Origin of the sequence: Idiomarina abyssalis (genome assembly GCF_900116625.1) — a bacterium.
Taxonomy (GTDB): domain Bacteria; phylum Pseudomonadota; class Gammaproteobacteria; order Enterobacterales; family Alteromonadaceae; genus Idiomarina; species Idiomarina abyssalis.
This window is the reverse complement of the sequence record NZ_FPBE01000001.1, coordinates 699425-725310: the sequence shown is the minus strand read 5'-3', so window position 1 is coordinate 725310 and position 25886 is coordinate 699425. Positions and strand designations below refer to the sequence as shown.

Genomic DNA, 25886 nt, shown 5'->3' with positions numbered 1-25886 from the left:
GACGTGTGTAGTAACACGGTGTTCAGTATAACAGGAGCTTGTTATGAGCCGCATAAAGGAAGAATCAGTCGACAATGCAGAAATTAATGGTGAAGTTAACGAAGAAACGTTAGTTGATAGCGCGGACAGTTCTGCAGAAGAGCTGGAAGAAGCGTTATTGTCATCATCCACCAGTTATCAAAAAAAGATGGACGCAACGCAGCTTTATTTAGGAGAAATAGGATTCTCTCCTTTATTGACTGCTGAAGAGGAAGTCTTTTATTCCCGCCGAGCCTTAAAAGGCGACAAGGCAGCTCGCCGCCGAATGATCGAGAGTAATTTACGACTAGTGGTTAAAATTGCCCGTCGTTATTCTAACCGGGGCTTACCTCTTTTGGATTTAGTTGAAGAAGGTAACCTGGGTCTTATCAGGGCAGTCGAAAAATTTGACCCTGAACGTGGTTTTCGCTTTTCAACTTATGCCACATGGTGGATACGACAAACTATCGAGCGAGCTATTATGAATCAGACGCGAACCATCCGTCTGCCAATTCATGTAGTTAAAGAGCTGAATGTGTATCTTCGTGCTGCTCGGGAGCTAGCGCATAAGCTGGATCACGAACCAACGGCTGAAGATATTGCAGAAAGTCTGGATAAACCGGTCGGTGACATTACCAAAATGCTGCGCTTGAATGAACGAATAAGTTCAGTCGATACGCCTATTGGTGGTGATAACGACAAAGCATTGCTAGACATATTAACGGATGATTCTGATACCGGCCCGGAAGGCATTCTTCAGGATGAAAATCTGAAAATTAACATTACCGAGTGGCTGCAGTCTTTAAATCCTAAGCAAAGGGAAGTACTTGCTCGTCGCTTTGGGCTTATGGGTTATGAGCCGTCAACACTGGAAGATGTCGGCCATGAAATAGGGCTGACGCGTGAACGTGTTAGGCAGATACAGGTTGAGGCTTTACGAAAACTGAGGGACTCCCTTAAGCAGCAAGGATTAACACTTGATTCGTTGTTTAGCCCGGAATAGAAGTCGTTAGAAGAAAAAGCTCAACCTCAGGTTGAGCTTTTTTGTTTCTGCTGCCATTGGTAAAGGATATCCAGTGCCTGCCTTGGCGTTAAATCGTTTAAGTCGAGCTGTTCTAACTCGCTAAGCAAAGGGTTCTGCTCTTCAGTTGGCAAGGGGAGTTCCATAGCTTTTTGTTGGGGTGCTTTTGAAATGCCATGGTGAGTGTGTTCGAGCTCTGTTAGCTTTTGTTTTGCGCTTTTTATGACATTATCGGGAACCCCGGCTAACTTCGCAACTTGCAGACCAAAACTCTGGCTTGCAGCTCCCGCACTGACTTTATGCAAAAACGCTATGGTGTCGCCATGTTCTTTAGCATCAACATGCACGTTGATGGTTGCCGGCAGCTCTTCAGCAAGCTCCGTTAGTTCAAAGTAATGTGTCGCAAATAAAGTTAAACATTTAAGCTGTCGGGACAGGTAGTCCGCACAGGACCAGGCTAGAGATAAACCATCGTAGGTTGACGTGCCACGGCCTATCTCATCCATGAGAACCAGGCTTTTTGCGGTAGCGTTATGCAAAATATTAGCGGTTTCTGTCATTTCTACCATAAATGTTGAGCGGCCTGAGGCTAGATCGTCGGAAGCCCCAATACGTGTGAAAATACGATCGATATCTCCAATAATCGCCTTATCCGCGGGCACGTAGCAGCCCATGTGAGCCAGAATAACAATGAGCGCTGCTTGTCTCATATAAGTCGACTTACCGCCCATATTCGGGCCTGTAATCATTAGCATTCGCTGCTCGGGTGTCAGAGACATCGGGTTAGCGATAAAAGGCTCGTCACTTAGCTGCTCAATAACTGGGTGACGGGCCGCTTCCAGCTCAATTAAGCTATTGTCTTTTTTAAGTTGAGGCCGACAGTAGCGGTAGTTATCCGCTAGCTTTGCAAAGCAACAAAGAGCATCGAGTTGCGCAAGGCCGGAGGCACTCTTTTGTAAAGCATTGACCTGCGGTAGAAGATGTTCAAAAAGCTGATCGTACAGCCATTTTTCTCTGGCCAGCGAGCGAGCCTGAGCGTTAAGTACTTTATCTTCGTGCTCTTTTAGCTCGGGAATTATATAACGCTCAGTGTTTTTAAGCGTCTGACGGCGCTGATAATCATCTGGTACGGACCCTGATGACTGCCTGCTGACTTCAATAAAGTAGCCGTGGACTTTGTTGTATCCAACTTTTAGTGTGGCAATGCCGCTTCTTTCCCGTTCGCGCTGCTCTAACTGCTTAAGGTAGTCAGTAGCTCCGGTGGCGAGATCTCGTAATTCATCGAGTTCTTTGTCGTAGCCTTTTGCAATGACTCCACCATCACGAATCAATAAGGGCGGTTGTTCAATTACGGCTCTGGTCAGCAGATCGACAATTTCCGGAAAGGGTTGGATGTTCTGTTTCAAATAACTTAAAGCGTTATGAGACAGGTAGTCGCGGATTTCGGGTACTTGCGCCAGGCTGTCGCGAAGTCTGGCAAAGTCTTTGGGGCGGGCACTTCTCAAACCAACCCGCGCGACAATACGTTCAATGTCGGCCAGCTTCTTCAGCGAAAACTGCACATTTTCGTAGCTATTGTTGCCCTGTAAAGCATCGACAGCGTCGTAACGCTGGTTCAGTTCCTCATGATTCCGGATAGGGCGCTGTAACCATCGTTGAAACTGACGGCTTCCCATAGCGGAAACGGTTTTGTCGAGTACCGCAGAAAGATGCGTGTTGCCATCGCCCATGCTCTGTTGCAGCTCTAGGTTTCTCCGTGTTGCCGCGTCCAGAATAATGGCATCCTGAGGATGTTCAGTTACCAGGGCCTGAATATGGGGCAGAGCGGCGCGTTGAGTTTCTTTTACGTAGTGTAGAATAGCTCCGGCAGCAGCAAGGGTCGGCTCATTGTTTTTAATACCGAAGCCTTCAAGGTGCTGAGTTCCGAATTGACGGGTCAGCAACATGAAAGCTGTTTGTTGTTCGAACTCCCAGGCAGGGCGGCGTTTACACTTGGCTTTTGCCAGTGGCAGCCCGGCCAGAGAAATGGACTCTGGGTAAAGCAGTTCAGCGGGTTCAAGGCGTTGCATTTCTGCTGCAAGCTGCTCGGCTGAGTACGCTTTGGTTAACCAAAAGCGGCCACTGCTAAGCTCAAGGCTGGAAATGGCATACTCGCCTTCTGGTTGTTTCTGATCCAGAGGGCAAATAGCGACTAAAAGGTTTTGCTGCTTCTCAGTTAATAGTGACTCATCGGTGACTGTTCCGGGAGTGACAATGCGGACTACCTTTCTTTCAACCGGGCCTTTACTGGTTGCCGGGTCGCCAATTTGTTCGCAAATCGCAACGGATTCTCCCATATTGACCAGGCGTGCTAAGTAGTTCTCTACCGCATGATAAGGCACGCCCGCCATAGGGATAGGTTCGCCGTTACTTTGGCCTCGTGCCGTCAGAGAGATATCCAGTAACTGTGCCGAACGTTTAGCGTCTTCAAAAAACAGTTCGTAAAAGTCCCCCATACGATAGAATAAAAGCATGTCAGCATGTTCTGCTTTTATACGTAGGTATTGCTGCATCATTGGGGTATGTGATTGGATCTGTTTGTCAGAGAATTCAGGCATAGTTGAATATTCTTATCTGGAGCCATTGTTATGTTAGCAACCACGGCAGTCGCGCCGCAAACCTTTGAACTCGCGGAACAAGTCGGTCTACGCCTGCAGCAAAAACAGCAGACAGTCTGTACCGCAGAATCCTGTACCGGAGGAGGAATAGGATACGCTATTACCGAAGTTGCTGGAAGTTCTGCTTGGTTTAATGGTGGAATAATCACCTATACTAATGCGCTCAAACAAAAGCTGCTGTCGGTTGAAACACATGTACTGGAAGAACATGGGGCTGTTTCTGAAGCCTGTGTTGAACAAATGGCTTCCGGGGCTTTGTCCTTATGCGGTGCTGACTGGAGTATTGCAGTTAGCGGTGTAGCAGGGCCGGGAGGTGGCACTGCCGATAAACCGGTTGGTTTGGTCTGGATGGCTATTACGAATCATAAAAGCTGCTGGACTTGGCATGAGCACTTTTCGGGTAATCGCGCAGAGATTCGTTTGAAAACAATGGACTCAGTTTTAAATAAACTGATAAATATAATTGAATTACAATAACTTAGTTGTATTTCAAGGAAAAAGTCAGAACAATACTTGATACTGTAAATGTGTACAGTATACTGTGTATAAAACCAGTGATTAATAACGGAGCTTATAATGAGCAATGATCGTCAAAAGGCGTTAGATGCAGCGCTCGGACAAATCGAACGTCAATTTGGTAAAGGTTCTATCATGCGTCTGGGCGATAACCAGACTCTGGATATTGCCTCTGTTTCAACCGGTTCATTAGGGCTGGATGTTGCTCTGGGTATTGGCGGTTTGCCTTTTGGTCGGGTCGTAGAAATTTATGGTCCTGAATCGAGCGGTAAAACAACGTTAACTCTGGAAGTTATCGCTGAAGCCCAGAAAATGGGTAAGACCTGTGCTTTCGTTGATGCTGAGCACGCACTCGACCCAATCTATGCTGAAGCTCTTGGGGTTAATGTCGATGACTTATTGATATCACAGCCAGACACCGGAGAGCAGGCGCTGGAAATCTGCGATATGTTAGTTCGCTCAGGCGCTGTCGATGTAGTTATTGTCGACTCTGTAGCGGCTTTGACACCTAAAGCTGAAATTGAAGGCGAAATGGGTGACAGCCATGTTGGTTTGCAAGCTCGTTTAATGTCACAGGCTTTGCGTAAATTGACATCGAACATTAAGAAATCAAACACCATGTGTATTTTCATCAACCAAATTCGGATGAAAATAGGTGTTATGTTTGGTAACCCTGAAACCACGACAGGTGGTAACGCGTTGAAATTCTACTCTTCGGTTCGTCTGGATATTCGTCGTACCGGCGCATTGAAAGAAGGCGACGAAGTGGTCGGTAACGAAACCCGTGTTAAAGTCGTTAAGAACAAAGTTGCACCGCCGTTTAAAGAAGCAAATTTCCAAATTTTATACGGAAAAGGCATATCTAAAGAAGGCGAGCTAATCGACTTGGGTGTTAAGCACAAAATGGTCGACAAAGCAGGAGCCTGGTATAGCTATAACGGCGATAAAATTGGGCAGGGTAAAGCGAACTCAATGAAGTTCTTGCAAGACAACCCGAAAATTGCTGATGAACTAGAAGGTCGCCTGCGTGAGCTGTTGTTATCCAGACCAGAAAAGAGAACGAAAGAAGACCGCGAAGCTGAACGCGCTGCGGCGAAAGAAGAAGCTAAGAACGAAGCAAAAACCAATGAGAAAGATGACATTAGTCTGTCATAAATAAAAGCTTTCTTATCAGAGTTAAAAGCCGAAGCTTATTGCTTCGGCTTTTTTGTCTAGAAGTGTTACTGAAAAGCGCTTTTGGGTGAGCTAACAGAGAACAGCTCTTGATACAGCTTAGCCGCGTAACCGTCGGTCATGCCTGACAGGTAGTCGGAAATAACGCGTAATGCATTTTCGCCTTTCTGCTTTTGCTGCATATAACGTAAGCGCGTATTTTCCGGAAGCAACCGTTCAGGTTCTACGGCCAGAACTTCGAATAATTCCATGACAATTTGCTGGCCTTTAAACTCCTGAGCCTGCATTTCCGGCTTACGAATTACCCAATTAAAAATAAACTGTTTCAATGAGTTCAGCAGAATTTTCTCGGCTTCACCGAGCTGAACTTGATACTGAAGTAACGGACATTCGAAGTCATAGGCCGTTCGTTCTAACTTTGCAGATGTCAGTAAGCGGTTCACTAAGCCACCAATGGCTTGTTTTCGACGGTGATGGCTTCCGGAAAAGAGATCTTCTGTCAGTTCCTTTGCATTAAAGTTAGGTAGCTCTGCTTCCAGTTGTCGCAGGTCAGAAAGCATTTGGTCTTCCCAGTGATGTCGCTGAATAAGACCTACGACAATAGCGTCTTCAAGATCGTGGACGCCGTAAGCGATGTCATCTGCAGCTTCCATAATGGATGCATCAATGCTTTTGAGCGCGCTTTTGCCATGGGTATTGCCAGAAGGTTGCTGTAATAATTCCTGGAAGCCTTTCTTATCTGAATCACTTAAGGGTTGAAGGACCCAGTTCAACTGCTCAGAGTCATCATCGTATAAGGCTTTAGGAGGTAACCACTCGCGGGTGCGTAAATGGCGAAAGTTAGTGACATCGGCAGGGAGTTTCTGTTGGCAAATACGACTGGCTAAGACCGGATACTTTAGTAACCCCATTAAGGTTCGCCGGGTTAAGTTCATGCCATGCTGGGGCGTGTAGGCTTCAAGTTGAGTTACAATGCGAAAGGTTTGGCCATTACCTTCAAACCCTCCGTTATTTCGCATCATGTAGTTAAGGGCAATTTCGCCGCCGTGACCAAATGGTGGATGGCCTATATCGTGAGCCAGACATAATGATTCAAGTAACGGCTCTGACAGTTCAAGCTGAGAAGCGACGTCTGGATTCTGGTTACTTAAATGAACAACCAGACTTGCGCCTATTTGGCTGGCTTCGAGCGAATGTGTCAGTCGAGTCCGCGGGAAGTCGTGCATACCAACATACATGACTTGCGTTTTAGCCTGCAGTCTCCTGAATGCAGCGCTATGAAGAATCCGGGCTTTATCGCGTTGAAAGTCCGTGCGGGTATCGTTCGGGCGCTGCTCTGATGTACCTGACTGGCGTTCTGTCCAAATCATCTAACTGCTCAGTGATGTTGTTGACGAATGAATAATCATAGTACGATAGATGCATTAGTAAGAAAAGCAGGAAAAAGAACATGTCGGAAGTGAAAGTCGCTTTGGCTCTGGGCTCTGGTGCTGCTCGGGGTTGGTCGCATATTGGGGTTATAAAGGCGCTGGAAGAAATGGGCGTCCGGATTAATATGGTGGCAGGAACGTCAATAGGCTCTTTAGTCGGAGCGGGTTATGCTTCAGGTCGGTTAGCTGAAATCGAGCAATGGGTTCAGGGCATGAACCGCTGGGAAGTATTCAATTTGCTGGATTTCGGCTTTAACCATGGCGGTATTATTGGCGGCGAAAAGGTATTTAACCGTGCGCGGGAAGAGTTCGGTCAGCGAAATATAGAAGACTTGCCAATTACTTATGGTGCCGTGGCTACAGATTTATACAGCGGCCGCGAAATTTGGTTGCGCGAAGGCGACCTCTACGATGCTTCACGCGCTTCTTGTGCGATGCCGGGGGTTTTATCCCCTAAATCTTTTGACGGAAGATGGCTAATTGACGGTGGTCTGGTTAACCCGGTACCTGTGTCTTTGTGCAGAGCTCTAGGCGCAGACTTTGTTATTGCAGTACATCTTAACTCGCAGTTGAATTCTAAAGCACTACAACGGCGTGGGCGCAGTATTCCACCTCAAACAGAAGCTGAACAGCTTGAAAAAGAAAAAGCTGATATGGAAGTTCAGGATAACGAAAATGGCTTTTTCGATAACATGTGGTCTGGTAGTAAAGAATATCTGGATAGTTTTAAAGAACGCTTTAGAAATAATGGTGAAAAAGCACCGGGTATGTTCAGTGTTATGGCCAGCTCCATAGACATTATGCAGGAGCGTATTACTAAGGCCCGTATGGCGGGTGATCCGCCGGACATACTCGTACAACCAAAACTTGGTCATATTGGTATTATGGAGTTTTATCGTGGTCAGGAAGCCATTGATCTTGGTTATGAGACAACAACGAGAATGCGTGATTTGATCATGGAAGAAATTGATCTGTATCGCGAGCGAAGAGGTTAGTTCGATACAGTAAAAACAAAGCCGTTTCGCTGCTCGGTAAGCAGCGAAACGGGCACTTAATTAGTAACCAGCTGCGTGACCGTCTTTACGGCTTTCAGAAGCACCAATGTAGACATCTTGCTCATGGTCTTTCCAAATAGCCTGATAACCACCGTATGGACCAACAGCCTCCTGTAGGGTGTGCCCCATTTTAATTAGCTCGCGGCGTGTATGCTTTGAGAAGCCATTTTCCAGACTAACGACACCTCCGTCGTTCATTTTAGATCCTGTTGGCTGACTTGAGCCTGTGTGCAGTATGCGAGGAGCGTCACCAGCTTCTTGTAGGTTCATACCAAAATCAATCATATTGATAAGAATCTGTGCATGCATTTGAGGCTGTGTTGCGCCCCCCATAACACCGTAGCTCATTACTGGTTTGCCATCTTTAGTCACAAAGGCAGGAATAATGGTATGGAAAGGGCGCTTTCCTGGCTCAAATACGTTGCGATGGTTTGGATCTAAAGCAAATAGCTCTCCACGGTTTTGCAGAACAAAACCTAAGCCTGTCGGGGTGACACCAGAGCCCATACCACGATAATTACTCTGGATAAGAGAAACCATATTGCCGTCTTTATCGGCCGTGGTGAGATAAATAGTATCGCCCTCAGTTGGCGGGTTTCCCGGTTCATAAGAACGTCCGGCACGTTCAGAGTTAATCAGTGTAGCGCGTTCTTTGCCGTACTCTTTGTCAATAAGACCTTCAACCGGTACGTCGCTAAAGTCCGGATCGGAATAGTATTTAGCACGGTCTTCAAAAGCGAGCTTCTTGGCTTCAACAAAATGATGAATGTACTCCGGGCTGTCATAACCCATCGCTTTGATATCAAACTGTTCAAGCATGTTTAAAATTTGAAGAGCGGCAATTCCCTGGGTGTTAGGCGGCAATTCCCATAAATCGTACCCGCGGTAGTTAGTCGAGACAGGGTCGACCCAGGTTGATGTATGCTGAGCTAAGTCCTCGTAGGAAAGAAAGCCACCATGCTCCTCCACGAAGTCACTAATGGTGCGGGCAATTTCACCTTTATAAAAACTGTCACGACCCTCGTTGGCGAGCATTTTGTAAGTATTTGCCAGATCAGGGTTTTTAAATCGCTCTCCTTTTTCCGATACATTACCGTCACGCATAAAGACATCTGCAAACCCTGGTATGTCTTCCAGTACTGCAGCATTACGCTCCATGTAATAAGCGATGACTTCGGTAACCGGGAAGCCAGACTCGGCATAGTTTATGGCCGGTTGCAGGATATTATCCATACTCAAATTGCCAAACCGGCCGTGTAATTCAAACCAACCATCTACGGCACCGGGTACAGACAGTGGCAATACGCCCCGGGCCGGAATCGACTCATAGCCATTCTCTTGAAAGTATTCCAGCGAAAGACTTTGTGGCGAACGGCCAGAGGCATTCAACCCATAGAGTTTTTCTGAGTCGGCATCCCATACAATGGCGTATAAGTCGCCGCCTATACCGTTACCTGTGGGCTCAACCAGTCCTAATACAGCATTGGCAGCAATTGCCGCGTCAATAGCGTTACCGCCTTCCTGCATAATATCTAACGCAACCTGAGTTGCTAGGGGTTGACTGGTTGCAGCCATAGCTGTCGGTGCCATAGCTTCAGATCGGGTCGCAAAGTGATGGCCGGTAATTCGGTCACTGGCATTGCTTGGTAGAGTTGCCGTAGCGCATGAGAAAGCGATTGCGGCTGATGCAATAATATTTAATTTAGCCATAGTGTTTACCTTTTTTGTTTTCTATCACTATAGGCTGGACTCTTAAAACAAAAAAGACCAGCCGCGATGGGCTGGTCTTTTTATCAGTTACATAGCGAAAGCCATTTTAGCCTTTCTTGTCACCATGGTAGTAGTCGTCAATGACACTTTCCATTTCAACAAATTTATCCTGAAGCTCTTGCTCTGGTTCAGCGGTAAATTTACTGAAGATAATAATAGCCAGAGTAGACAGAATAAAGCCGGGCACAATTTCATAGACGTACGCTGAAAGGTGCTCGCCGCCAAAGGTTGGTCCGTAAATCCAGAACAGTACAGTGACGGCACCGGCTAACATGCCTGCTAATGCGCCATTACGGTTCATGCGTTTCCAGAATAGACTCAGAATAACTACGGGGCCGAATGCGGCACCGAAGCCAGCCCAGGCGTTACTGACCAGACTCAAGATGGTGTTTTCCGGGTTCCATGCCAGCCAAATAGCGACTAAAGAAACCGCTAAAACCGACATGCGTCCAACAAAAACAAGTTCTTTATCACTGGCGTCTTTACGCAGGAAGGCCTTATAAAAGTCTTCTGTTAAAGAGCTTGAGCTAACCAACAATTGCGATGAGATGGTACTCATAATTGCGGCCAGAATAGCTGCCAGCAGGAAACCACCAATTAATGGGTGGAACAAGAACTGCGAGAAAATGATGAAGATAGTTTCAGCATCGGGCAGGCTCATTTTGGTTTCTGCCACATAAGCTATGCCGACAAAGCCCGTTGCCATGGCACCGATGATAGAAACGGTCATCCAGGAAATACCAATACGGCGAGCCGCTTTTACGTCACTCACTGAACGAATCGCCATGAAGCGCACGATAATATGTGGCTGGCCGAAGTAGCCAAGACCCCAGGCCAGAAGCGAAATGATACCCAGTGTGCCTAACATCTCCCCGGTAGCTCCGTCCTTAAAGAAGGCAAGGAAGTCCGGATTAATGTCTCCTACCTGACCGACAACACTGCTGTAGCCACCAAGTTCGGAAAAGGCCACGATAGGCACCAAGACCAAAGCGACAAACATGATACAGCCTTGCACAAAGTCAGTCATACTGACCGCAAGGAAGCCCCCGAACAGTGTATAAGCACAAACAACACCGGCTGTTACCCAGAGGCCGGTGGTGTAGTCCATGCCGAAGGAGCTGTCGAACAGCTTGCCTCCCGCAACCAGACTGGCAGAGGTGTATAGGGTGAAGAATATAATGATAACGACGGAAGAAAAAATACGCAGCCGACGACCTTTATCGTTAAAGCGATTGGCAAAGTAGTCGGGAATAGTAATAGAGTCGTTAGCGACTTCTGTATAGGTTCTTAGGCGTGGTGCGACAATCACATAGTTAAGATATGCACCGATGACCAGACCCACTGCAATCCACAACTGTGATACGCCAGAGACGTAAATTGCACCGGGTAAGCCCATCAACATCCACCCACTCATGTCGGATGCACCAGCTGACAATGCTGTAACACCAGGTCCTAAACCCCGTCCTCCAAGCATATAGCCTGAAACTGAGTCAGTAGATTTTTTGTAGGCATAAAGCCCAATACCTAGCATGACAATAAAGTACAGCGCTAGTGATATCAGAGTACCTGTTTCCACATTAAACTCCTGTTTTTTTAGTTTTAGTCAGCGATCTTAGCGCTTCTGTCGCTGTTATATTGAATGTTCTGTTTCAAGTGCTCGTGCAGCAACTGTTGAACATAAGGTTGCTGCGTGTCTTCTAGTACTATGTCTGTTTTATCAAACGCGATCATTTTACCACGATATAAAATTAAGATCTTATCAGCAATGTGTTTCACGATTTGCGGCGAATGTGTCACTAAAATGTAAGATATACCCATATCTTTCTGAAGATCGAGCATTAGGTTAATGATTTGAGCTCTAACTGATGGGTCAAGTGCAACCAAGGCTTCATCGGCAACCACAATTTGTGGTTCAAGAATAATAGCCCGCGCAATGCACACTCTCTGTTTCTGGCCACTAGAGAGCATATGGGGGTAAAACTCCCAATGCTCTCTCAGCATACCAACACGCTGTAAAGTCAGATTGACCCGTTCCCGGCGCTCAGCAGGACTAAGCTCCGTATTGAACAACAAAGGCTCTTCCAGCTGCTTACCTATGGTGAGGTGAGCGTTCAGTGAGTTTTCGCTGTCCTGAAAAATCATGCGAATATTGTTGCATAACTGAGAGTAGTTCTTGCTATGAACTTTTTGACCATTGAGCCAAATTTCTCCACTGCTGGCGGTCGCAACGCCGCCAATAATTTGCGCAAGAGTGGATTTCCCCGAACCCGTTTCGCCCATAACGGCCAGTATTTCGCCAGCTTCAAGTGTAAATGAAAGTGGTTCTATCGCGACCGACTTGGGTGACCAAGGCCAGCCTTTACGCGAACGAAAGGTTTTACCCAAATTGCGCACTTCGAGTAAATGACTCATGGTGTTGTATCCAGTAATGGAAAGTGACAATGAAAGACACGTTGCCGTTCATGGGTTGCTACCGGTGCTTTTACACAGGTTTTTTGCGCGTATGGGCATCTTGGTCCTAAGCGGCAACCAATGGGCATATGGCGCAGCGTTGGAATAGTACCTGGTAAGGTCGGTAGCCGAGCTTTATGAGGAAGCTGCTGTTGTGTTTGTAACGACATGCGAATCATTGAGTCGGTGTAAGGGTGCGCAGGCTCTGACAATACTTCATTTGCCGGGCCGGTTTCCATTAACTGACCACAGTAGAGCATTGTTAGCCGCTTAGTTTCCGGCAAAATTGACGCTACGTCCTGTGAAATAAGTACGACTGACATCTGCTGACTGACAGCCAGCCGGGCAATCAAACGATGAATCTGCAGTCGTGTCGATGGCTCCATGGCAGTGGTTGGCTCATCAGCAATGAGTAGACGGGGGCGGTGAGCTATAGCGATGGCGATACTCACTTTCTGTGCAATGCCCTGAGACAATTCGAAAGGGTAACTGTCCATAATTGATTCATGGTCGCGAATACCAACCCGGTGCAATAATCTTTTTACCCGAGTTTTACGATCTACTCTGCGGCGCATAAAGGTGCCGCGCACATCGCCTTGTGGAATGGCCTCAATAATTTGCTGTTCAACCGTGCTGTTAGGGTCAAGATAGGCGTTAGGATCCTGAAAAATCATTGCCATGTCGCGACCCGTAATGTGCCGACGTTGCTTAGGTGTCATTGCCAGCAAATCCTGACCGTTCCACCAGAGTCTGTCTGCAGTAACCTGCCAGTTAGGATTAATAAAGCCGACAATCGCTTTAGCCAGCAAGCTTTTACCTGAGCCAGATTCGCCCACTATGCTGTGTATTTCGCCTTCGCTGAGTTGCAGGTTGACCTTGTCGAGCACGCGAACAACACCTTGTGGCGTTTGCATTTCAACCGTCAAATTGCGGATGTCGAGTAACTGCATTAGCTGTTAACCCTTTCTTTTAAGGCGCGACGTAAACTGTCTCCAACAATATTAATAGCCATTATCGTAATGAACAGGGTAACGCCCGGTAACACCATTGACCAGGGTGATAAATAAACTTCGTCCAGGCTCCGCGCTAACATGCTTCCCCACTCTGGAGTAGGTGCCTGAATACCCAGGCCAAGAAAGCTAAGCGCAGCAATATCCATAATAGCAACAGAAAGAGACACCGTTAACTGCATGACCAGTGTTGGTGTAACATTGGGTAAGATAACCCGATAAAGCAAATAAGCCTTTGAGCAACCATTTAGCCGCGAAGCTGTCACGTAGTCTTTGTGCCACTCTTCGTGAACAGCATTGCGCGTGACAAAAATGAACTGTGGAATGAGCGACAGTGTTATAGCAAAGGCAACGTTGTTAAAACCGGTGCCGAGAATAGCAATAATGATAAGAGCCATCAAAAAGGATGGGATAGATAGCAGAGTATCAAATAATCGCGACAGACTTTGATACTTGATGGTGCGATCAATGCCCGCAAGTGCGCCAATACTCATTCCTATTAATGACGATACAGCAACCATAAGTATGGGAAGGCCAAGGCTGTATAACCCGCCTATCAGAAGCCTTGAAAGCATGTCGCGACCAAGATCATCCGTACCGAATAAATACTTCATATTACCGCTTTCAACCCATGAGGGTGGTAGTGCGATAGCGTCAGAAAATTGAGCTGAAGTGTTAAACGGCGCCAGCAGTGGCGACAAAATAACCACGAGAATCATTGCTAATAAAACATAAAGCGCTGCCATGGATAAAAACCTGGCTCGATAGCTTTTCCAGACCAGTTGCAGCGGAGACGGTGTTTCGTCGTGATGATAGAGGTTAATCTGTGGCATTTTGTTCATGCCTCACTATTGGAAAGCGCCAGCCGTGGTACAGCTCAACCAGGAGGTTGAATAGTAAAATCACGAAAGCGAACATAAGCACTGCAGCCTGAATAATAGGGTAGTCGCGTTCAAATATACTGCGGATAAGCCAATTACCCATTCCGGGCCAGTTAAAAATGGACTCGACAACAATACTGTTCGTTAACAGTAAACTAAAAAGTAGCGTGGTTTGTTGCAGTACCGATTGCACGGCGTTGGGAATAGCGTGCTTTACTAGTACGCGCCATTCGCTTAAACCGCGGGCTCTGGCTGCTTTGACAAAAGGTTTCTGCAGCATCTCCTGAGTTGCGTTTCGCATAAGTCTGAGTAGCAACATCATAGGCATAATGGCCAATATCAGCACCGGCAAAACAATATGGTTTAAAGCGTCCTGAAGTGCTTCAGCTTTATACTCTGACTGACTAAGGAATACATCGATTAGAATAGAGCCGGTTTGTGGTTCTACGCCATATAGTGGATTAATTTGGCCCGTAATGGGAAACCAGCCCAGCTTTATAGCGAACAGTAAGATCAAGAGCTGTGCTAGCCAGAATACCGGAATAGAGTAGCCCATCATTGCCAGGCTTATTACTGCCTTGTCTGAGCGTTGTCTGAAGCGGGTCGCTGCAAACACGCCCAAAGGTAAACCAAAGATGACTGCAACCAATAACGCCAGAATAATCAGCTCCATTGACGCCATAAAATGCTGGAGACCGTCAGCAAACACTGGTGTGCTATTACTTAACGACAGCCCCCAGTCACCTGCGAACAAGTGGCGTAAGTAATGCAGATACTGCGCGGCAATGTTTTCGTCTCCGGCGCGTAACTCCATCACTAATGAATAATTGTTCTGGAAGGTACGAACACCGGTCATATTGGTTATCGGGTCACCCGGAAACAGGTAATTAAGACTGAAGCTAAAAACTGTCAGTAAAAAAACGGCAATAATAAAAACACTTAAGCGGCCAACAAGATAGCGAGTCATTGCGATTGCTCCTGTACAGGCTTTTTAGTCGCAAGACGAAAGTTAATGCCGCCATAAGGGGGTAATTCGACACCGCTAATACTTTTCTGTTGTGCCTGAAAACGTTTTGAATGAGCAATGGGCAGTAAAGGTTGTTGTTGATTCAACAAGTGCTGCGCTGACCGATATAAAGCTTTGCGCTCTTCTGGGTTTGTCGTTGCAATGGCACTGTACAGAAGTTGATCAAAACCGGTATGGCACCAGTTCGCCCGATTGCCGCCGGTCGCTACTGCGGCACAACTCAGCAGGGGCCGGAAAAAGTTATCAGGATCGGCGTTATCGGCATACCAGCCTATAAGTACTGTATCGTGTTCCCCCCGAGAAAGGCGTCGCCGAAAGGTATTCCATTCGTATGAAACAATGCGCGCAGATACGCCTATTTGAGCTAAATCCGATTGCATCAACTCTGCCATTCTACGGGCATTGGGGTTGTAGACTCTCTGCACGGGCATCGCCCAAATCGTAATGTCCAGGCTGGAGTGGTCTGCTTCCTGTAACAGGCGTCTGGCTTTTTCCGGATCGTATTGATACTGAATGCCCCGGTCATCGTATGCCCAGGATGTTGGGGGCAATATCGACTGCGCCAGCTCTGCGTTGCCGTAATAAATTGTCTGAATAATGGCTTCGCGGTTAATCGCGTGACTTAAAGCCTGACGAACGAGAGGATCATCAAAGGGTTCTTTTTGCGTGTTAAAAGCCCAAAATGAAACGTTAGGACTGACCTCATTGGTGACCATGAGTTGCTCCCGGTTAAGAGCTTTCAACTCGCTGACCAATGGGTAAGGAATGATGTCACATTCGCCGGTAACTAATTTCAGCATGCGTTTATTGGCGTTGGGGGTAATAGAGTAAACTAAGTGCTTAATACCTGGCCCTTCACGCCAGTAGTCAGGGTGACGCGAGTACCGAATTAAGATATCTTTTCGGTAACTTTCAAAACGATAAGGGCCGGTTCCTATCGGTAAGCTGTCAATTTGCTCTGGTCGTTCCGCGACTAAAAGTTTCTGTGCGTACTCGGCGGACAAAACGATAGCGAAATCTGTTGCTAAATTTGCCAGGAATGAGCTGTCGGCATTGTTAAGTACAATATCGACTGTCATTTCGTCAATCTTCACGACTTTATTGATGAGTTGATCGAGGCCGGTAGCACTGAAAAACGGATAGCTTCCGCCGACATGATGGTAAAGACTGGTTTCATCGAGCCAACGGTTAAAACTAAATTGAACATCTTCAGCGGTTAATTCTCTTGTTGGTTCAAAGTAGTCGGTTTTATGAAACTGAACGCCTTCACGTAAATAAAATCGGTAGCGTGTTCCATTGTCTAAAGTTTCCCAGCGCTTTGCTAATGCCGGTACAAACTTTTGCTGCTTGGCATCGTAGTCTATTAGGCGGTCGTATAACTGAGCTGCCGTAGCATCTACTGTTGTTCCGGAAGTGATGAGCTGCGGATTAAAGGTATCCGGGTTGCCTTCTGAGCAGTAAATAATGCCGTCAGCCAGAGGCGCGGGCTCTGGCTCTTCCGACTGGCAACCCGATACCAGTGCGGCCGCAATAACAGCGACGTTGGCGTACGCTTTAATCATTAGCTGCAGAAGCCCCTTCCAATAACTGGTACTTTTTTAAGTAACCACGTAATTGATGATATGTCAGTCCGAGAAAACTTGCTGTCTTCTTTTGGTTAAACTGACATAAACGTAAGGCTTGTGACAAGACTTCAGTTTCATACTCCTGAGACTTCAGCTTAAAGTCGATGGGTTGTTCTGGGTTCAACTTAGGCAGGTCGTTCGATCCGTTATTGTCCTGAGGCGCTATTTCGCTGACCACCGGCTCCTGTGCCGCAGTTTTCGTGACTGAAGTTTTAGGGCGGAACGGACTATTAAACGGATCAATAATAATATCGTGAATAGGGACATGCCCATTGCCCAGTCGGTACAGGCTGCGCTCAACGGTATTTTTTAATTCCCTTACGTTACCGGGCCAGTGGTATTCCATTAGTGTTTTTCGGGCTTTTTCTGAAAAACCGCTAAACAGTTCAAGCTCCATTTCTCTGGCCATTGAAATCGCAAAATGCTCAGCAAGTAACATAATGTCGTCGCGTCTTTCACGTAAGGGTGGCAGGGTGATGACATCAAAAGCGAGGCGGTCAAGCAAATCTGAGCGGAATTTACCACTGGCAGCAAGTGAAGGAAGGTCTTCATTTGTAGCGGCTATCAGGCGCGTATCCACTTTAACCGGGTGGCGTCCGCCGACTCGTTCGAACTCTCCATACTCAATAACGCGCAGGAGTTTCTCTTGTACTCGTAATGAAGTATTTGCCAGCTCGTCAAGAAACAACGAGCCGCCGTCGGCGCGTTCAAAGCGGCCTTCGTGTTTTTTAGCGGCTCCGGTGAATGCGCCGGCTTCATGCCCGAACAGCTCACTGTCTAACAGGTTTTCATTCAGCGCAGCACAATTAAGCGTAATATATTGTTGTTGCCAACGTTTGGAAAGGTAATGACAGCGTGAGGCGATAAGCTCTTTACCGGTGCCACGTTCTCCAATAATAAGGACGGGTTTATCGAGAGGCGCAATTTGCGAAACTTGTTCCAGCACGTCGGAAAAACTGTTGGACTGGCCAATGAGGTTGTCGGGTTGTCGCTCAGGGCGCATGTCGAATGCCTTATATTATAGTTATTTTTGCTAATTATTAGTTTATTTTACGAACTGGCGCAAGTGCAAAATGTTCGTGAAATCAAAAAAACTTTTATAAAACAGCTTGTTAAAAAATAAATAAAAGTTGGCTTGATACTTGAATAATAAATTACCGAATCGTTTATTAAACCAGTATGAGGTAATTATTATGGGTATTTTTTCACGTTTTAGCGATATCGTGAACTCCAATATCAATTCTTTATTGGATAAAGCTGAAGATCCGCAGAAAATGGTGCGACTGATCATTCAGGAAATGGAAGATACGTTAGTTGAAGTACGCTCAACATCTGCACGTTTGTTGGCTGAAAAGAAAGACATTCAGCGTCAGCAGCAGCGTATGGAAAACGAAGTTCAGGAATGGGAAAACAAAGCTGAACTGGCGTTAACTAAAGAGCGTGAAGATTTAGCACGCCAGGCTTTAGTTGAAAAGCAAAAAGCACAGCAAGGCGTTGATGCGCTGCAGCAGGAAATGGATCGCGTTAACGAAAGCCTGGATAAACTGAATGATGAAATTGGTCAGCTTCAGGAAAAACTGGCCGATGCTAAGTCTCGTCAAAAAACCATTTTAATGCGTCAGAAAACCGCGAGCAGCCGTTTACAGGTTAAACAGCAGGTTGATAGTGGCAAAGTTGACGATGCAATGCAGCGTTTTGACCGTTACGAAGCGAAGATCGATGATTTAGAAGCTCAGGTCGAATCCTACGATATGGGTAAACGGACATTGCGTGATGAGTTTGCAGAGCTGGAAAACGAGAGTAAAGTGAATGACGAGTTGGAAGCTTTACGCGCTCGTATGAGCTCAAAAACAAAACAAGACTCTTAAAGCAGGCTGAACAAAATGGATATTGAAGCAATTTTAGGGATGTTTATGGCGCCGATCATTCTGTTTGTTTTGGTGGTCGCGCCCATCTGGATCATCCTTCATTATCGCAGTAAGCGGCAAATGAACCAGGGACTGAATGAGGAAGAAAGGGAATCTTTGGCGTTACTGGCCGATCAGGCGAAACGCATCCGGGAGCGTGTACAGACACTGGAACGCATTTTGGATGCTGACGCTCCGGGTTGGAGGGACAGACAATGAGTGTGCAATTACCGAAACGTGAACTACGTCGCGACTCAGAAAGAGGGAAAATTGCCGGTGTTTGCGCCGGGCTTGCAGAGTACCTGAATCTGGAACCCTGGTTAGTACGTGTGGTGTTTTTTACCGGCTTAATTTTCTCCGATGGCTTTTTCTTTATACTGTATATCGCAGGATGGTTTATTCTGGATAAAAAGCCGGCAAATGGCATACGCCACAATGTCGACGTTAAGACAAAGGTATGGCAGGGCGGAGAGCCGCCAAGAGATGCTTTCCGTGACATTAAGCGCGAGTTTGATGAGCTGGAAGAGCAGTTGCAATCAATGGAAAAGTACGTAACCTCGAATCACTATAATCTTCAACGAGAATTCAATCGTCTGTGAGCCGTTTCCAGAAGCTTAAGCACCAAACCCGCGACGCTATTCATCGCGGGTTTGATCGTCATATCCGTCTTGCTGTAACAGGCCTAAGTGGTGCCGGTAAAACCGCTTTAATTACCGGAATTTTAGAGCAGCTACTCTACGCCAACGAAACTCAGCAACTGCCCTACTTAAAGGTGAAACAGCAGCAGCGGCTTAATGGCTGTCGTTTACATACCAGCAGCAACTGGCAGGTTTCCCGTTTCGATTATGAGGGGGCTATTAATTGTTTAACCGGAGACACCCCGAAGTGGCCTCAGTCAACTCGCGACGTTAGCGAAATACGGGTAGAAGTAAAATACCAGCCGCGAAGTGGTCTTGCAGGACGTGTTCTGGAGACTCGTCGGTTAACCTTAGACTTAATTGACTACCCGGGTGAATGGCTACTCGATTTACCTTTATTGCAGCTGAGCTATGATGAATGGAGCCAGCAACAGCAACGGCTGCTTAACGCGGAACTGCGCCATAAACTGGCCAGTGAGTGGCTGGAAAAAGTTAACTCAATGGTAAATGAAGCATCGGAAGACAGTGCTGAGCAGCAGCTACGCGAGTTAGCGGCCGACTATCGCGCCTTCTTGCGTCAGTGCAGAAGTCGAAAATTATTACTGTTGCAGCCCGGGCGGATGGTGTTACCCGGTGAGCTTGAAGGAGCTCCGGCTCTCGAGTTTTTCCCCTGGCCCTTGTCCCGGCCATTACCTGATGTCTGGGCAAAACGACTGCAGGAAAAATACCGCTATTATCAACAACACGTTATTACACCGTTTTACCAAAAGTACTTTAAGTATTTTAACCGACAGGTTGTATTGGTTGATGTGCTGCAGGCGCTACAAAATGGTGAACACCATTTTGCCGAGCTGCAACTGGCTATCAATGAGCTGATGAAGAGCTTCTCTTATGGCAATAACAGCTTGCTGAAACGACTGTTTTCACCCGTGATTGATAAAGTGGCTCTGGTTGCCACTAAAGCTGACAGCATAGCTCCGCAAGACCATCAAAAACTGACTAATCTATTACGATTGATGACACAAAAGCAGCGTCAGGAGCTTCAGTTCGACCAAATTCCGCATCAGGTATTTAGTGTTGCCGGCATTGCGACCAGTCAAATTAAGAAACTGAGTGACGGAACTACGGTGCTTGACGGTATTAATGAACAGCGAGAGCTTGTGCGGGTAGGGGCTCCGGAGATGCCGGACGCTATACCAACCGGAGCAGACTGGCGACGAGGTTACGTTTATCCGCAATTTTATCCAGGCTTCACCGTGCAAGATTCGCCATTGCCACATATTCGTCTCGATCAGCTACTTGAATACGTTTTAGGAGATAAACTGAAGTGAGTGACTCGCGCAAGCTAACTTATTATTCGGTGGAAGAACCGGCAGTTGAAGTCTCAGAAAGCAGTAATGTGCCAGATGGATTAAAGCCAGAGGCGACAGCAGGCACAGTTGACCGCAAACCCGGCCGTTGGGGTAAGTGGCTGGCAGTGGGTGTGGTTTTTGCGTTGTCGGCCGCCTTAATTGAAGCGGTATTGATGGTTCTTGAGCGGCTGCAGCAGAATATTTTCTTAGGCAGTTTATGGGCTGTTGGCTTTGGCGTTATTGCTTTGGCATTTTTAAGTTTTATTGTGCGGGAAGTTTGGTTGTTACAGCGCTTGAAGCGGCGTTGGAAAAAGCAATCTGATGAGCCGGAACCAGAGCAACAGCTGCAGTTGTTGCAACACCCCGATTTAGAGCACCGCTGGCAGCAAATCAAGCAGCCGTATTGGTCCGCAGATGAAGAGCGTGAGCGATTTGAAGTCGATATTCTAAGCCGGGTTGATCAGCAGGCGACCCGGGTTATCAGCCGCTGGTCAGCTGAAGCTGCCGCTATGGTGGCTGTTAGTCCCTTTGCTTTACTGGATATGTTGATTGTGATGTGGCGTAACCAGCGCATGATATCGCGTATTGCTGAACTTTACGGCGTAAAACTGGGTTACTGGGCCCGTATTCGTTTATGGCGTCAGGTATTCGCGAATATTGCTTACGCCGGGCTCAGTGAAGTTGCCGTTGACCTGGGTGCGCAGTGGGTAAGTGCGGAGCTGTTAACACGCTTGTCTACCCGGGCAGGACAAGGGCTCGGTGCTGGTTTGCTCACAGCTCGTCTGGGATACCAGGTCATTGAACTCTGTCGGCCGATGCCTTTTGTTAACGTAAAAAAGCCAGGCTACCTTAAATTACAAAAGGACTTACTAAGCCAGTTAAAGAGCGTTTTGCCTTTTGTCTATAAGTCTCGTCAGGCAAAGGCTAAAGCGGCCTCAGAGCAGGAAGTGGAAAATTAGCGTTACAGTTTTTCCAAGCTTTGACGCAGCGCAAAGATTGCCAATTAAGGTAAGCTCGTTGCACTCTGTTGCTCGTTAACAAATTTCTGACAAACGAGCCCAAAACGCATGTCCTCTGATGTAAAAACACATAATAATAATTGGCAGCCAGCGACTCAGGTTATTCATGCCGGTGCAGCGCACGATGACCCCCATGGGGCGTTAACTTCACCACTTTATCAAACGTCCACATTTAAGTTCTCTTCTGCAGAGCAGGGCACTCGCCGTTTTGCAGGCGAAGAAGAAGGTTATATTTACAGCCGTTTAGGCAACCCCACAACAGCCGAGCTTGAACGCCGCATGGCAACGCTTGAAGGTTATGAGGCAGCGGCAGCTGCTGCGACCGGAATGGGTGCTATAGCTGCCGCGACTATGGCTTTTGTGCGCAGCGGTGATCATATTGTGGTATCTGATGCCATTTACGGCTGCAGCTTCGCATTGTTCAGCGAGCTGTTTGAACGCTTTGGGGTCGAAGCCGACTTTATTGATTTAAACGACGAAGGCCTGCTAAAAGAAACTTTGCGAGAAAATACCCGCTTAGTATTCCTGGAAACTCCGGCTAACCCTCACCTGAAAGTGGTTGATATCGAAAAGGTTCATGCGGTAATTGCTGATTTAGACATTAGACTCGTGGTTGATAATACGTTTATGACGCCACTGATGCAGCAACCCAAAAGGCATGGCGCCGATATTGTTGTGCATAGCGCAACTAAGTTTCTGAATGGGCACGGCGATGTGGTTGCCGGGATTATTTGTGGCAGTGACGAAGATATTAGCACCATTAAAAGTACGACGTTAAAAGACATGGGGGCAACTATCAGCCCACATGACGCGTGGCTTATATTACGAGGTCTGAAAACTCTGGATGTGCGTATGCAGCGCCACTGTGAAAATGCAGACGCGGTTTATCAGTTTCTGGCAGCGCGCGATGATATTAAGAAGATTTACTACCCTGGAGCGCCGGATCACGAAGCGCAGTCCTTAATGGGTAAACAAATGAGCAGTCACGGCGCGGTTATTGCGTTTGAGCTGGAAGGTGATGAAACAAAAGCGCGTTATTTCTTGAATCAACTGCAGATGATTACTTTGGCTGTGAGCCTGGGAGATGCAGAGACTTTGATTCAGCACCCGGCATCGATGACACATTCGCCATATACGCCTGAAGCAAGGGCTAAAGCAGGTATCTCGGATACATTGATTCGAATTGCCGTTGGTTTAGAGGCGGCGGACGATATTATTGCTGATCTTGAACAAGCGTTGGAAGCGTGCCGCGTGCAATGGATGCAATCTGCGTAATCTGAACTAATAATAACAACAACGATCTAACACTAATGAGGAAGCAACAAGGCTGAATTATGGGTAAACAAAGTCAATACGTATCAAAGCAACCGGACGAAAACGGTATTATTCACTGGAGCGACGAAGAGAACGGTATCTGGAAAGATCTCGTTGAACGTCAGTTGGAATGCATACCAGGAAAAGCTTGCGATGAGTATATGAAGGGACTGGAATTACTCGACCTGCCGAAGGATCGCTTACCACAGATGCATGAAATTAATGAAGTACTGGAGAGAGAGACAGGCTGGCAAGTTGCAGCAGTTCCAGCGTTAATTCCATTTGACGAGTTTTTTCGCTTACTGGCAAACAAGCAGTTTCCGGTAGCAACCTTTATTCGCACACGGGAAGAGTTTGATTACTTGCAGGAACCGGATATTTTTCACGAAATATTCGGACACTGCCCGCTATTAACCAACCCGGCGTTTGCGCATTTTACTCACCAATACGGTAAATTGGGTTATGCAGCTACACCTAAAGAGCGGGTCTATCTGGCTCGTCTGTACTGGTTTACCGTAGAGTTCGGGTTATTAAAAACCGAAGAGGGCATTCGAATTTATGGCGGCGGTATTTTATCGTCACCTGCGGAAACAGAATATGCCGTTAATAGTGATACGCCAGAGCGCAAACCGCTAAAAGCGTTGGATGCACTGCGTACACCGTACCGAATTGATATCATTCAACCTATCTACTACACCATAGAGAGTGTGGACGAGCTGTTTAAGATATCCGACATGGATATTATGGCGTTGGTTCATGAGGCTATGGAGCTTGGGTTGTTTGAGCCGAAATTTCCACCAAAAGATGCAGCTTAAGGCAAAGGAGTAATAAATAATGTCAAACTTGGAAAATGCACGTTGTGAAGCGTGTCATGCAGACGCGCCACAAGTGAGCGATGAAGAACTGAAAGAGCTGATGCGTGAAATACCGGACTGGACTCCGGTAACAAAAGACAACGTTATGATGCTGCAGCGCGAGTTTAAGTTTAAGAACTTTAAACAGGCGCTGGCTTTTACTAACCGAGTTGGTGACATTGCTGAGGAAGAAAAACATCATCCTGAGCTAATCACTGAATGGGGTAAAGTAACGGTTACCTGGTGGACACACGCCATCAACGGTTTGCATAAAAATGACTTTATTATGGCAGCAAAAACCGACAGCGTGCTTGACGCATAACTCGCTTTTGTCGATGAATGACATAAAACCCCGGTCTGTTGGCCGGGGTTTTTGTTTTTTAAGCGGGAACAATAGTGTATTATTTGCTTTACATTTAGTTCGATGCAGTAGGGTTTATGCGACTTGAGATAACGTGTGATGACCGTCTGGGTATCTGCCAGGACGTTCTGCAAATCTTGCGAGACCACGAGATTGATTTACGTGGTATTGAGGTCGATCCTAAAGGAAAAATCTTTCTGAACTTTCCTGAACTCGCTTTCGATGACTTTCGGCATTTAATGCCCCAAATTCGTCGCATTCCTAACGTTATTGATGTGAAAACCATTCCTTATATGCCGTTTGAACGCGAGCACTATGAGTTCAGTTTGTTGTTGAGCACGTTACCTGATCCGGTGCTGTCCATTGATAGCAAAGGCTGTATAGACATTATTAATGATGCCGGACTGCGGCTACTGGCTGGCCACGAAGACAGTCTTAAGGGCGAGCCGCTGATGCAGTATGTACACGGTATCTCTTTGCAGCGGTGGTTGGACAAAAAGCCTGAGGATCCAATTTATGAAGCGGTTACCATTGGTAACTCGGAATACTATGCTCAGCTTTTACCTATCTGGGTGAATGACGAGGAAGGCAGCACCGCGTTTGCAGGGGCGGTAATGACCTGTAAGTCAGAACCCGTAACAGCAAGCTGGCAGAGTCAGAGTAACGAAAAAGCTTTTGAACGCTTGCTGACAGACAACAGCACAATGAAGCGAGTGATTAAAGACGCTCAGCGCATGGCTGAGCTGGATGCACCACTTTTGATTGAAGGTGAGACCGGAGTTGGCAAAGAGCTGCTGGCAAAAGCTTGTCATTTGGCCAGCCCGCGTAAAGACAAACCATTTTTGGCGATAAACTGTGCAGCGCTACCGGATAATGTTGCAGAGAGCGAACTCTTTGGCCATGGTGAAGGCAGCCTGAGCGCTCAAAGCACTCGTAAAACTGGCGTTTTAGAGCAGTCCGCCGGCGGCACCGTGTTACTGGACTCGGTTAGTGAGATGTCTATTGGCCTGCAGGCTAAGCTACTGCGTTTTTTAGAAGACGGCGTTTTTCGACGCATCGGCGAAGAGCAGGAAGTGAGTGTCGATGTGCGGGTCATTTGCACCGCTCAGGGAAATCTCTATGAGTTGGTTGAAAGCGGTGAGTTCCGTGAAGACTTGTATTATCGACTCAATGTATTAGCGCTCAATGTTCCACCACTGCGCGAGCGTAAAAGTGATATTTTGTTGTTGGCGGAGCATTTCGTAACCCAGGCCTGCAAGAAGCTCGGGCGAAGTCAGGTGAGCTTAAGCCGGGCAGCAAAAGAGCGACTAAAACGTTATCAGTGGCCAGGTAATGTTCGCCAACTGGAAAATACCATGTTTCGTTCTGTCTCAATGATAGAAGGCTACACGCTGGAGCCCGCCGATATACGTTTGCCCGAGTTGAATCAGGAAGACGACCAGTTAGCATTAGACATTGATGACATGAGCCTGGATGATGCGGTACGCCGTTTTGAAAGCCACGTACTGCGCCGTTTATACCCCAGCTTTCCGAGTACCCGCCAATTGGCGAAACGCCTGGGACTCTCACATACTGCCGTTGCGAATAAACTGCGTGATTATGGCATTGGAAAGCAGCGCAGCGGACGCGCTCGTAAAGCAGAACGGACAAAAAACTAGCTTTGTAAATTTAACTTTACGTCTTAACAAGGCTGCACCTTGATCCAGAGCAAGTGTGTAGCCTGTACAGTAAACTTTACGTTCTGGTCATAAATTCCCCGCTCAGTTATCTTTTTCTCTTATTCGCCTTTTTCCCTCATGTACCGCTA

23 protein-coding genes are annotated in these 25886 nt (G+C 47.0%); 13 read left to right on the top strand and 10 right to left on the bottom strand.

The features are described from left to right. Window positions 1-43: 43 nt before the first annotated feature. Window positions 44-1021 (top strand): RNA polymerase sigma factor RpoS, encoded by a 978-nt coding sequence (gene rpoS, locus BM359_RS03510; RefSeq protein ID WP_054488010.1) that lies wholly within the window; start codon window positions 44-46, stop codon window positions 1019-1021. Between the two features lie 26 nt (window positions 1022-1047). Here the strand turns inward: rpoS and mutS are convergent, their stop codons facing one another. Beyond that, complete coding sequence (mutS, locus tag BM359_RS03505; protein WP_054488008.1) at window positions 1048-3636, bottom strand: DNA mismatch repair protein MutS; 2589 nt, start codon at window positions 3634-3636, stop codon at window positions 1048-1050. A 30-nt stretch (window positions 3637-3666) separates the two neighbouring features. On the opposite strand from mutS, the gene BM359_RS03500 reads away from it, so the two are divergent. Then, on the top strand, window positions 3667-4173 hold the full coding sequence (locus tag BM359_RS03500) for a CinA family protein (protein WP_054488006.1): 507 nt from the start codon (window positions 3667-3669) through the stop codon (window positions 4171-4173). 99 nt (window positions 4174-4272) lie between these two features. Continuing rightward, complete coding sequence (gene recA, locus BM359_RS03495) at window positions 4273-5367, top strand: recombinase RecA (RefSeq protein WP_054488004.1); 1095 nt, start codon at window positions 4273-4275, stop codon at window positions 5365-5367. A 65-nt stretch (window positions 5368-5432) separates the two neighbouring features. Here the strand turns inward: recA and BM359_RS03490 are convergent, their stop codons facing one another. Further along, a complete protein-coding gene (locus tag BM359_RS03490; RefSeq protein WP_054488003.1) occupies window positions 5433-6755 on the bottom strand; it encodes an anti-phage deoxyguanosine triphosphatase in 1323 nt (440 codons plus the stop codon). 80 nt (window positions 6756-6835) lie between these two features. Here BM359_RS03490 and rssA point away from each other — a divergent pair, with 80 nt between their 5' ends. Next, window positions 6836-7810, top strand: a complete 975-nt coding sequence (gene rssA / locus BM359_RS03485; RefSeq protein ID WP_054488001.1) for a patatin-like phospholipase RssA — start codon at window positions 6836-6838, stop codon at window positions 7808-7810. 60 nt (window positions 7811-7870) lie between these two features. On the opposite strand, the gene ggt is transcribed toward rssA, so the two are convergent. The 8 genes from ggt to pspF form a co-directional block, all read right to left on the bottom strand. Further along, entirely contained in the window at window positions 7871-9580 is a 1710-nt protein-coding gene (gene ggt, locus BM359_RS03480; protein WP_054487999.1) for a gamma-glutamyltransferase, read from the bottom strand. 106 nt (window positions 9581-9686) lie between these two features. After that, a complete protein-coding gene (putP, locus tag BM359_RS03475) occupies window positions 9687-11216 on the bottom strand; it encodes a sodium/proline symporter PutP (RefSeq protein ID WP_054487997.1) in 1530 nt (509 codons plus the stop codon). Between the two features lie 23 nt (window positions 11217-11239). Continuing rightward, window positions 11240-12052, bottom strand: coding sequence for a peptide ABC transporter ATP-binding protein (locus BM359_RS03470; RefSeq protein ID WP_054487995.1), 813 nt, complete (start codon window positions 12050-12052; stop codon window positions 11240-11242). Beyond that, window positions 12049-13041 carry a peptide ABC transporter ATP-binding protein gene (locus BM359_RS03465; protein WP_054487993.1) on the bottom strand — a complete coding sequence of 331 codons (993 nt, stop codon included), beginning with the start codon at window positions 13039-13041 and terminating at the stop codon, window positions 12049-12051. Before BM359_RS03465 ends, BM359_RS03470 begins: the two co-directional genes overlap by 4 nt. Beyond that, complete coding sequence (locus tag BM359_RS03460; protein ID WP_074930767.1) at window positions 13041-13934, bottom strand: ABC transporter permease subunit; 894 nt, start codon at window positions 13932-13934, stop codon at window positions 13041-13043. Before BM359_RS03460 ends, BM359_RS03465 begins: the two co-directional genes overlap by 1 nt. Further along, on the bottom strand, window positions 13921-14949 hold the full coding sequence (locus tag BM359_RS03455; protein WP_054487991.1) for an ABC transporter permease: 1029 nt from the start codon (window positions 14947-14949) through the stop codon (window positions 13921-13923). The genes BM359_RS03460 and BM359_RS03455 overlap by 14 nt, the downstream gene beginning before the upstream one ends. After that, window positions 14946-16571: an ABC transporter substrate-binding protein gene (locus tag BM359_RS03450; RefSeq protein WP_054487988.1), complete on the bottom strand. Its 1626-nt coding sequence runs from the start codon at window positions 16569-16571 to the stop codon at window positions 14946-14948. Before BM359_RS03450 ends, BM359_RS03455 begins: the two co-directional genes overlap by 4 nt. Beyond that, window positions 16564-17637: a phage shock protein operon transcriptional activator gene (gene pspF, locus BM359_RS03445; RefSeq protein ID WP_054487986.1), complete on the bottom strand. Its 1074-nt coding sequence runs from the start codon at window positions 17635-17637 to the stop codon at window positions 16564-16566. Before pspF ends, BM359_RS03450 begins: the two co-directional genes overlap by 8 nt. A gap of 190 nt (window positions 17638-17827) precedes the next feature. Between pspF and pspA the strand changes: the two genes are divergently transcribed. The 9 genes from pspA to tyrR all read left to right on the top strand — a co-directional run bounded on the left by pspA (window position 17828) and on the right by tyrR (window position 25737). Continuing rightward, entirely contained in the window at window positions 17828-18502 is a 675-nt protein-coding gene (gene pspA, locus BM359_RS03440; RefSeq protein WP_054487984.1) for a phage shock protein PspA, read from the top strand. 15 nt (window positions 18503-18517) lie between these two features. Beyond that, window positions 18518-18760: an envelope stress response membrane protein PspB gene (gene pspB / locus BM359_RS03435; RefSeq protein ID WP_054487982.1), complete on the top strand. Its 243-nt coding sequence runs from the start codon at window positions 18518-18520 to the stop codon at window positions 18758-18760. Continuing rightward, window positions 18757-19140, top strand: coding sequence for an envelope stress response membrane protein PspC (gene pspC, locus BM359_RS03430; protein ID WP_054487980.1), 384 nt, complete (start codon window positions 18757-18759; stop codon window positions 19138-19140). Before pspB ends, pspC begins: the two co-directional genes overlap by 4 nt. After that, a complete protein-coding gene (locus BM359_RS03425; RefSeq protein WP_054487978.1) occupies window positions 19137-20510 on the top strand; it encodes a YcjX family GTP-binding protein in 1374 nt (457 codons plus the stop codon). Before pspC ends, BM359_RS03425 begins: the two co-directional genes overlap by 4 nt. After that, window positions 20507-21490 (top strand): YcjF family protein, encoded by a 984-nt coding sequence (locus tag BM359_RS03420; RefSeq protein WP_054487976.1) that lies wholly within the window; start codon window positions 20507-20509, stop codon window positions 21488-21490. Before BM359_RS03425 ends, BM359_RS03420 begins: the two co-directional genes overlap by 4 nt. Before the next feature lie 108 nt (window positions 21491-21598). Continuing rightward, window positions 21599-22825, top strand: a complete 1227-nt coding sequence (locus BM359_RS03415; RefSeq protein ID WP_054487974.1) for a trans-sulfuration enzyme family protein — start codon at window positions 21599-21601, stop codon at window positions 22823-22825. Window positions 22826-22884: 59 nt separating this feature from the next. Next, the gene (gene phhA, locus BM359_RS03410; protein WP_054487971.1) at window positions 22885-23679 is read left to right on the top strand and encodes a phenylalanine 4-monooxygenase; all 795 of its coding nucleotides are present in this window, start codon (window positions 22885-22887) and stop codon (window positions 23677-23679) included. Between the two features lie 19 nt (window positions 23680-23698). After that, window positions 23699-24040 (top strand): 4a-hydroxytetrahydrobiopterin dehydratase, encoded by a 342-nt coding sequence (locus tag BM359_RS03405; protein WP_054487969.1) that lies wholly within the window; start codon window positions 23699-23701, stop codon window positions 24038-24040. Between the two features lie 116 nt (window positions 24041-24156). Continuing rightward, window positions 24157-25737, top strand: coding sequence for a transcriptional regulator TyrR (tyrR, locus tag BM359_RS03400; protein WP_054487967.1), 1581 nt, complete (start codon window positions 24157-24159; stop codon window positions 25735-25737). Window positions 25738-25886: the final 149 nt, after the last annotated feature.